At 67.1% G+C, this 6,835-nt stretch carries 5 protein-coding genes; 4 read left to right on the top strand and 1 reads right to left on the bottom strand.

The features are described 5' to 3' along the window. The coding region (locus KBA48_RS31525) for an AAA family ATPase (RefSeq protein WP_292912638.1) at positions 1-1,016 on the bottom strand (1,016 nt) is incomplete at its 3' end. 350 nt (positions 1,017-1,366) lie between these two features. Here KBA48_RS31525 and KBA48_RS31520 point away from each other — a divergent pair. The 4 genes from KBA48_RS31520 to KBA48_RS31505 are packed head-to-tail and all read left to right on the top strand — an operon-like array spanning position 1,367 to position 6,675. After that, on the top strand, positions 1,367-2,944 hold the full coding sequence (locus KBA48_RS31520) for a hydantoinase/oxoprolinase family protein (protein WP_292912637.1): 1,578 nt from the start codon (positions 1,367-1,369) through the stop codon (positions 2,942-2,944). Continuing rightward, positions 2,934-4,037, top strand: a complete 1,104-nt coding sequence (locus tag KBA48_RS31515) for a DUF917 domain-containing protein (RefSeq protein WP_292912636.1) — start codon at positions 2,934-2,936, stop codon at positions 4,035-4,037. Before KBA48_RS31520 ends, KBA48_RS31515 begins: the two co-directional genes overlap by 11 nt. Beyond that, positions 4,034-5,296, top strand: a complete 1,263-nt coding sequence (locus KBA48_RS31510; RefSeq protein WP_292912635.1) for a cytosine permease — start codon at positions 4,034-4,036, stop codon at positions 5,294-5,296. Before KBA48_RS31515 ends, KBA48_RS31510 begins: the two co-directional genes overlap by 4 nt. Continuing rightward, entirely contained in the window at positions 5,293-6,675 is a 1,383-nt protein-coding gene (locus tag KBA48_RS31505) for an amidase (RefSeq protein WP_292912634.1), read from the top strand. The genes KBA48_RS31510 and KBA48_RS31505 overlap by 4 nt, the downstream gene beginning before the upstream one ends. Positions 6,676-6,835 lie beyond the last annotated feature (160 nt).

Raw genomic sequence — 6,835 nt, 5'->3', positions numbered from 1 at the left:
GCAAACAGCACAGAATCCGACCGTTCCAGACGGTCGCGCAGATATTCGGCAAAAAGCTGGTGATAGCGGTACTCACGCCGGTCGGGGCCCACGGATGTGAGGAACACGCCCTGCTGTTCCAGCCGTTCCAGCACCATCCAGCCATCCGACCGGCCGCAAAGCAGATTGACCAGATCACCGGTCAGCCGGTCCAGAAGGGCGGTGCGGATCACCATGTCGCGCACCTCGTCCGGCAGGGTCATCAGTACCTGCTCGGACAGGTAGCGGGCCAGATCGGCTCCCGACCCGCCCGATTGCGCGATCAGCCGTTCCTGACCGATGCCACGCTTCAGCGACAGGGATGTCAACTGCAAGGCGATGGGCCAGCCCTCGGTCCGGTCCAGGATACGGCCGACATCGTCGGCAGCAAGGGTGCGACCGGCACGGGCCAGCAGGCTTTCCGCCTCCTGGCTGGAAAAGCGCAGATCGCGGGCAGTGATCTCCAATAGCTGTTCTTCTGCCGCCAGCGCGGACTGGCCCAGCCACGGGTAATCCCGCGATGCCAGGACGAAGCGGCAATTGGCCGGCGCCAGCCGGATCAGGGCCTGCAGGAACCCCGCCACCCCCTCCCCCTGGGCATGGTGCAGATCGTCCAGAATCAGGACAAAGGGCCCCGCCTCGCCCGCCAACTCATTGACGATGGCCGACAATGCGGCGCGCGGCGGCAGGTCGGCGGCCTGCGCCAGCGGGTCGCCGGCGCCCGCTTCCCCCCGGATCGCCAGCACAAGATAACGCACCAGCCGCTTCAGATCGCAATCATCGCGTTCCAGGGTCAGCCATACGGCCTTCACCGCCAGACCGGCCAGTCGTTCGCGCCATTGCGCCAGGATGCTGGTCTTGCCATAGCCGGCTGGCGCCTGCACCAGGGTCAGGCGATGGGTCAGCGCCCGGTCCAGCAGGTCCAGCAAAGCATCGCGCCGGATCTGGTCGCCCATCCAGACGGGCGGGCCGAATTTGGCGGCGATCAATTCGTCCATGGAACCTTACCCTCACACCAAGTTTCAGTGATCGCAACCGATCACCGACCTCAATCGCCGGCGCCCACATCCGTGGGCTTGGCTACGCCGCATGGGCGGCGCGGCGGCAGTCGCCGCCGAACCGGTCCCCGATGCACTGTGCCCATCGGGAACCGGTATCGCCCGCAATGTACGCCCGGGGGTCCGTGAGAGGCAGGTTACGGTCTGGGGATCGTCCTTTCAACACTTCTACCCACCCCAAATCCGCCGCTTACCCGTTCATGCCCGCCTACACCCGTTTTCCGCGTTGCCGCATCGGCGTGCGGTTCCTTCTAATCCACGGGAGATCGAAGCGTGGGGAGGGTTGAGGAGTGCGCATTGGCGTCGATGTGGGTGGAACGAACACGGATGCCGTCCTGATAGACGGCAGCCTGGTCGTGGCCTCCACCAAGCAGCCCACGACAGCGGATGTCAGTTCGGGCGTCGCGGCGGCGATCACCGCCGTGCTGTCCAAGGCGGGGACGTCGCCCGCCACGGTCACGGCCGTGATGATCGGGACGACGCATTTCACCAACGCCCTGGTGGAACGCCGGCATCTGGACCGCGTCGGCGTCATTCGTCTGGCCAGCCCATCGGGTGAGGCGCTGCCGCCCCTGACCGGCTGGCCCGACGCGCTGGCCGCCCGGATCGGCCGCGACTATTTCCTGTTGCCCGGCGGTTACGAGGTGGACGGGCGCGAGATATCGCCCTTCGACGAGGACAAGGTACGGGCGGCGGCAAGGGTTTTCCGGGAACGCGGCATCACCAGCATCGCGGTCAGCAGTGCGTTTGCGCCCATCAATGGCGCCATGGAGGACCGGGCCGCCGCCATCCTGCGCCAGGAACATCCGGAAGCGGAAATCAGCCTGTCGCACGCCGTCGGCCGCCTGGGCCTGATCGAGCGGGAAAACGGCGTCATCCTGAATGCCGCCTTGGCCAGCCTGGCCCGGCATGTCATCGCCTCCTTCGAACGGGCCCTTCGGGAACTGGGGCTGGCGGCCCCGCTCTATATATCGCAGAATGACGGAACACTGATTTCTGCCGCCTATGCCGCCCGCTATCCGGTGATGACCATCGGGTCCGGCCCCACCAATTCCATGCGCGGTGCCGCCTTCCTGACCGGGGTGCAGGACGGCATCGTCATGGATGTCGGCGGCACTACCTGCGATATCGGGGTGCTGGCCAACGGTTTTCCGCGCGAAAGCTCCATCGCCGTCGATATTGGCGGGGTGCGCACCAATTTCCGCATGCCCGACATCCTGGCCATCGGCCTGGGCGGCGGCACGCGCGTCCATCTGGACGGGGGGACCTTGCGCATCGGGCCGGATTCCGTGGGCTATCGCATCACGCAGGATGCCTTTCTGTTCGGCGGCAGCACCCTGACCACCAGCGATATCGCGGTGGCGGCGGGCAAGGCCGGCTTTGGTGACGCCTCACGCGTGCCGGCCCTGGGCTCGGCCAAGCTGGAGACCATCTGGACCCGCATCCAGACCATGCTGGCCGACGGGGTGGACCGGATGAAGACGGCGCGCGGCGATGCCACCATCATCGCCGTCGGCGGTGGCCATTTCCTGGTGGCAGACGATCTGAAGGGTGCCGCGAAAGTGATCCGCCCGCCCCATGCCGACGTGGCCAATGCGGTCGGTGCCGCCATCGCCCAGATCGGCGCGCAGATCGAACAGATCGTGGATTATGCCGTCCTCCCGCGTGAGACGGCACTGGCCCGCCTGAAGGAAGACGCCACGGCGCGCGTGGTCGCGGCCGGTGGTGCCCCCGATACAATCGAGATTGTCGATATGGAAGAAGTGTTCCTGTCCTATCTGCCGGGCCGGTCGGCCCAGGTGCGGTTGAAGGCGGTCGGCGATCTGGCCGCCGACCGGCACAAGGGGGAGGCTCACCATGCGCATTGATCGTGCGGCGCTGGCCGATCTGGCCCGCGGGGCGGCGTTCCTGGGGTCCGGCGGTGGCGGCGATCCCTATTACGGGCTGCTGCTGGCCGAGGCAGCGTTTGAGCGGACGGGTGGGTTCGAGCTGATCTCTCCGTTCGACCTGGCTGACGACGCCCTGGTGGCACCCTGCGGCTGGATCGGGGCGCCCACCGTGTCGGTGGAAAAGCTGCCGAACGGCGGGGAGACGGTGGCCGGCCTGCGGCGGCTGGAACAGATCATGGGTCGCCGGATCGATGCCGTTCTGCCGGTGGAGATTGGCGGCGGCAACGGTCTGGCGCCCTTCATCGCGGCGGCGGAACTGGGCGTGCCGGTGGTCGATTGCGACGGGATGGGCCGTGCCTTCCCGGAAAGCCAGATGGTGATCTTCAATGTGCGCGGCGTGTCGGCCTGTCCGTCGGTGCTGACGGCGGCCTGCGGGTCGCTGGCGGTGATCGAGACCGACAACAACCTGACCCATGAGCGCATCGCCCGCGGCCTGTCCGTGGCGCTGGGCGGCATCGCCCATATGGTGGAATATCCGCTGACCGGCGCCCAGGCCAAGCACCAGTCGATCCCCGGCAGCGTCAGTGCCGCCATCGCCATCGGTGCCGCCATCCGCAATGCGCGGGTCGAACGGCGTGATCCGTTCGATGCGCTGGCGGCGGCGCTTTGCGCCACCGGCCTCTATCCCCATTGCATGACCCTGTTTGATGGCAAGATCACCGACCTGGAGCGGGAGACGCGCGGCGGTTTTTCCATTGGCAAGGTGGTGATCGACGGGTTCGGCGGCGGCGGGCAGATGGAAGTGCTGTTCCAGAACGAGAATCTGGTGGCCAAGCTGAATGGCGAGGTCCGGGCCATGGTGCCCGACCTGATCACCATCATGGACCGGGAAACCGCCGACACCATCACCACCGAGCGCCTGAAATATGGCCAGCGGGTGAAGGTGATCGCGGCGTCGGCGCCGTCCATGCTACGTGAACCGGCAGCACTGGCCCTGATGGGGCCGGGGGCGTTCGGCTTCGATCCGCACTTCACCCCCATTGAAACCCTGAACAAGATCGAGGGCGCATGAGCCACAGCCAATCCAGCGACGCCTATGCATCCGGGCCGCTGCCCGAACACCTGACCGTCGCCGGTTGGCGCGTGGCCCTGATCATCGCCAGCTTCACCTTCTCCCTGCCGGGCTTCCTGAACGGGGCGCAGACCGGTTTGGCGCTGGGCTTTGGTCCCGCCGTGACGGCAGCCCTGATCGCCGGCATGGTGCTGTGCGCCGGGGCCTGCCTGACCGCCATCATCTCCGTGCGCACGCGGCTGACCACATATCTGCTGGTGCAGCGTTCCTTCGGGGTGAAGGGGGCGGCCCTGGTCAATCTGGTCATCGCCATCGTGCATTATTGCTGGTTCGGGGTGAATGTCTCCTTCTTCGGCGACGCCATGGTGGCAGCCGCCGAGGATGGTTTCGGCATTCCCGGCAGCTTCGGCAGTTTTGTGGTCATCGGCAGCGTCCTGATCACCATTTCCACCATTTTCGGCTTCCGCACCCTGGACCGGCTGGCCATGGTGGCGGTGCCGCTGGTGGGCGTCATCCTGATCGCCGTCTGCTATATGGCGCTGGGTGCCGGGCCGGTCAGCCTGGCGCCGGCGGCAAACCCGCCGGTGCCGATGAGCTTCGGCATCGCCCTGTCGGCCCTGGTGGGTGGCAACATGCTGACCGTAGCGGCCATGCCCGATCTGGCGCGCTTCATCCGCACGGAAAAGGGTGCCTTGGTCGGCATGGCCCTGTCCTTCCCGTTCGCGGCCCCCGTGCTGATGGTGGTGTCGGCCCTGATCGCCCTGGCCACGGGGCAGACGGATATCATGAAGCTGGTTGTGGGGCTGGGCTTCGGGGTGCCGGCATTGCTGATGCTGCTGCTGTCGGTGTGGACGATCAATGCGCTCAACCTTTATTCCGCCAGCCTGTCCATGGCCGCCACCTTCCCCCGGACCCGCCAGACCTGGTTCATCCTGGGCGGCGGGGCGGTCGGCTGCGTCTTCGCCCTGCTGGGCATCATCAACAGCTTCATCCCGTTCCTGGTGGCGCTGGGGCTGATCATCCCGCCCATCGCCGCCATCTATGTCATCGACGGATTCATGGTGTATCGCCATGGCGCAGCCGAACCGGTGGACGTCCCCGCCATCCGCTGGGAAGCGGTGGCGGTCTGGCTGGGATCGCTCGCGGTCACCGTACCGGCCATGGCCTATGACCTGTCCTTGACCAGCGTGCCGGCCCTGGACGCCACCCTGCTGGCGGCCATCGCCTATCTGATCGTGCTGCGTGTGAAGAGGAAATGATGGTCACCGACCTGCAAGCGCTCAGCCTACTGGACGCCCATGATCAGGCGGCCCTGGTCGCCAAGGGCGAGGTGCCGCCCGACGCGCCGGTGCGCGCCGCACTGGCGCGGATCGCCGCCCTGAACCCGACGCTGAACGCCGTCAGCCATGTGGCGGCCGACCATGCGCTGAACGCCGCCGCGTGCGTCGACCGGTCGGCGCCGATGGCTTGTGTACCCTATCTGCTGAAAGCGTCGATGGAATATCCGGGCTTTCCCTGGGTATCGGGGTCGCGCGCCTGCCGGGAACGGGTGGGCCGCAACCGCTATCCGTTCGCCGCTGCCATGGATGCCGCCGGCTTGATCCCCGTCGGCATGTCGACCATGCCGGAATTTGGCCTGATCGGGTCGGGCGAGGCCCTGGTCTATGGCCCCACCCGCAATCCCTGGGACCTGACGCGCGGGGCCGGCGGGTCCAGCAGCGGGGCCGGGGCGGCGGTGGCCGCCGGCCTGGTGCCGTTCGCCACGGGCAGCGATGGCGGCGGGTCGATCCGCATTCCGGCCTCGCATTGCGGCATCATCGGCTTCAAGCCCAGCCGCAACTGGAACCTGCGGGCCCGCGCCGTCAGCCTGATCGATGATCTGCTGGCATCGGATGGTCTTTACGGACGGTCGATGCGCGACACGGTGTGGGCGGCGCACGCGCTGCGCGCACAGAAGCCGGGGAAGCTGGCGCTGGACCGGCCGCTGCGCATCGCGGTCAGCCTGTCCGGGCTGGACGGTCAATTGCCGGAACCCGACATCGTGGCGATGATCGGGAAATCCGCCACCCTGTGCGCCGATCTGGGCCACAAGGTGGAGAATAAGGAACTGCCGCTGGATCTGGCCGCACTCAACCGCGCCTTCGACATTTTGTGGTCCTATGGTGCGGGCGAGGTGGCGGATATTTTCCAGGCCAAGCTGGGGCCGGCGGCCGGTGACCTGCTGGAACCCTGGACCCTGCGGCTGGCCGAACGGCGCCAGGACATCACGCCCGACGATCTGGCGAATGCCCTGTCCGCCATCGGCCGCATCGACCTGCATCTGGCCCGGTTCTGGGAGGAGTTCGACGTGGTGCTGAGCCCGGTGGCCGGCAGCACCGCGCCCAAGCTGGGCGTGCTGGCACCCGACCGGGAGTTCGACGGGCTGTGGCGCGACCATTTCCGCCATGTCAACCATACGCAATTGCAGAATATGGCCGGATATCCGGGCCTGTCGCTGCCGCTGTTCGAGGGGGCGGACGGAATGCCGGCGGGGGCGATGTTCTGGACCGGCCATGGCGGTGATGATGTGCTGCTGGCGCTGGGCACCAGCCTGGAGGCGGCCCACCCCTGGGCACACCGCCGGCCGCCGATAGTATGACCCGTTGACCCTTGTTCACCTTCCCGGCTTTCGCCCATGGGCTCTAATACCATCGGCATGAAATCTTGACCTTCGGTCAATCTTTCCTGCCCCTCAAGCGCCGGGCGGCTGCATCCGCAGCCTTGGCTAACGCCGCACGTGCGGCGCGGCGGCAGTCGCC

It is taken from the genome of Niveispirillum sp. (genome assembly GCF_017996735.1).
In the GTDB taxonomy this organism is placed as follows: Bacteria; Pseudomonadota; Alphaproteobacteria; order Azospirillales; family Azospirillaceae; genus Niveispirillum.
The sequence above is the reverse complement of the archived record's forward strand: the minus strand, read 5'-3'. Positions and strand labels throughout refer to the sequence as shown.

Bases quoted from the DNA above. Each gene is read 5' to 3' on its own strand.
- KBA48_RS31515 (WP_292912636.1), top strand. From the start codon at position 2,934: ATGCGCATTGATCGTGCGGCGCTGGCCGATCTGGCCCGCGGGGCGGCG.
- KBA48_RS31510 (WP_292912635.1), top strand. From the start codon at position 4,034: ATGAGCCACAGCCAATCCAGCGACGCCTATGCATCCGGGCCGCTGCCC.
- KBA48_RS31505 (WP_292912634.1), top strand. From the start codon at position 5,293: ATGATGGTCACCGACCTGCAAGCGCTCAGCCTACTGGACGCCCATGAT.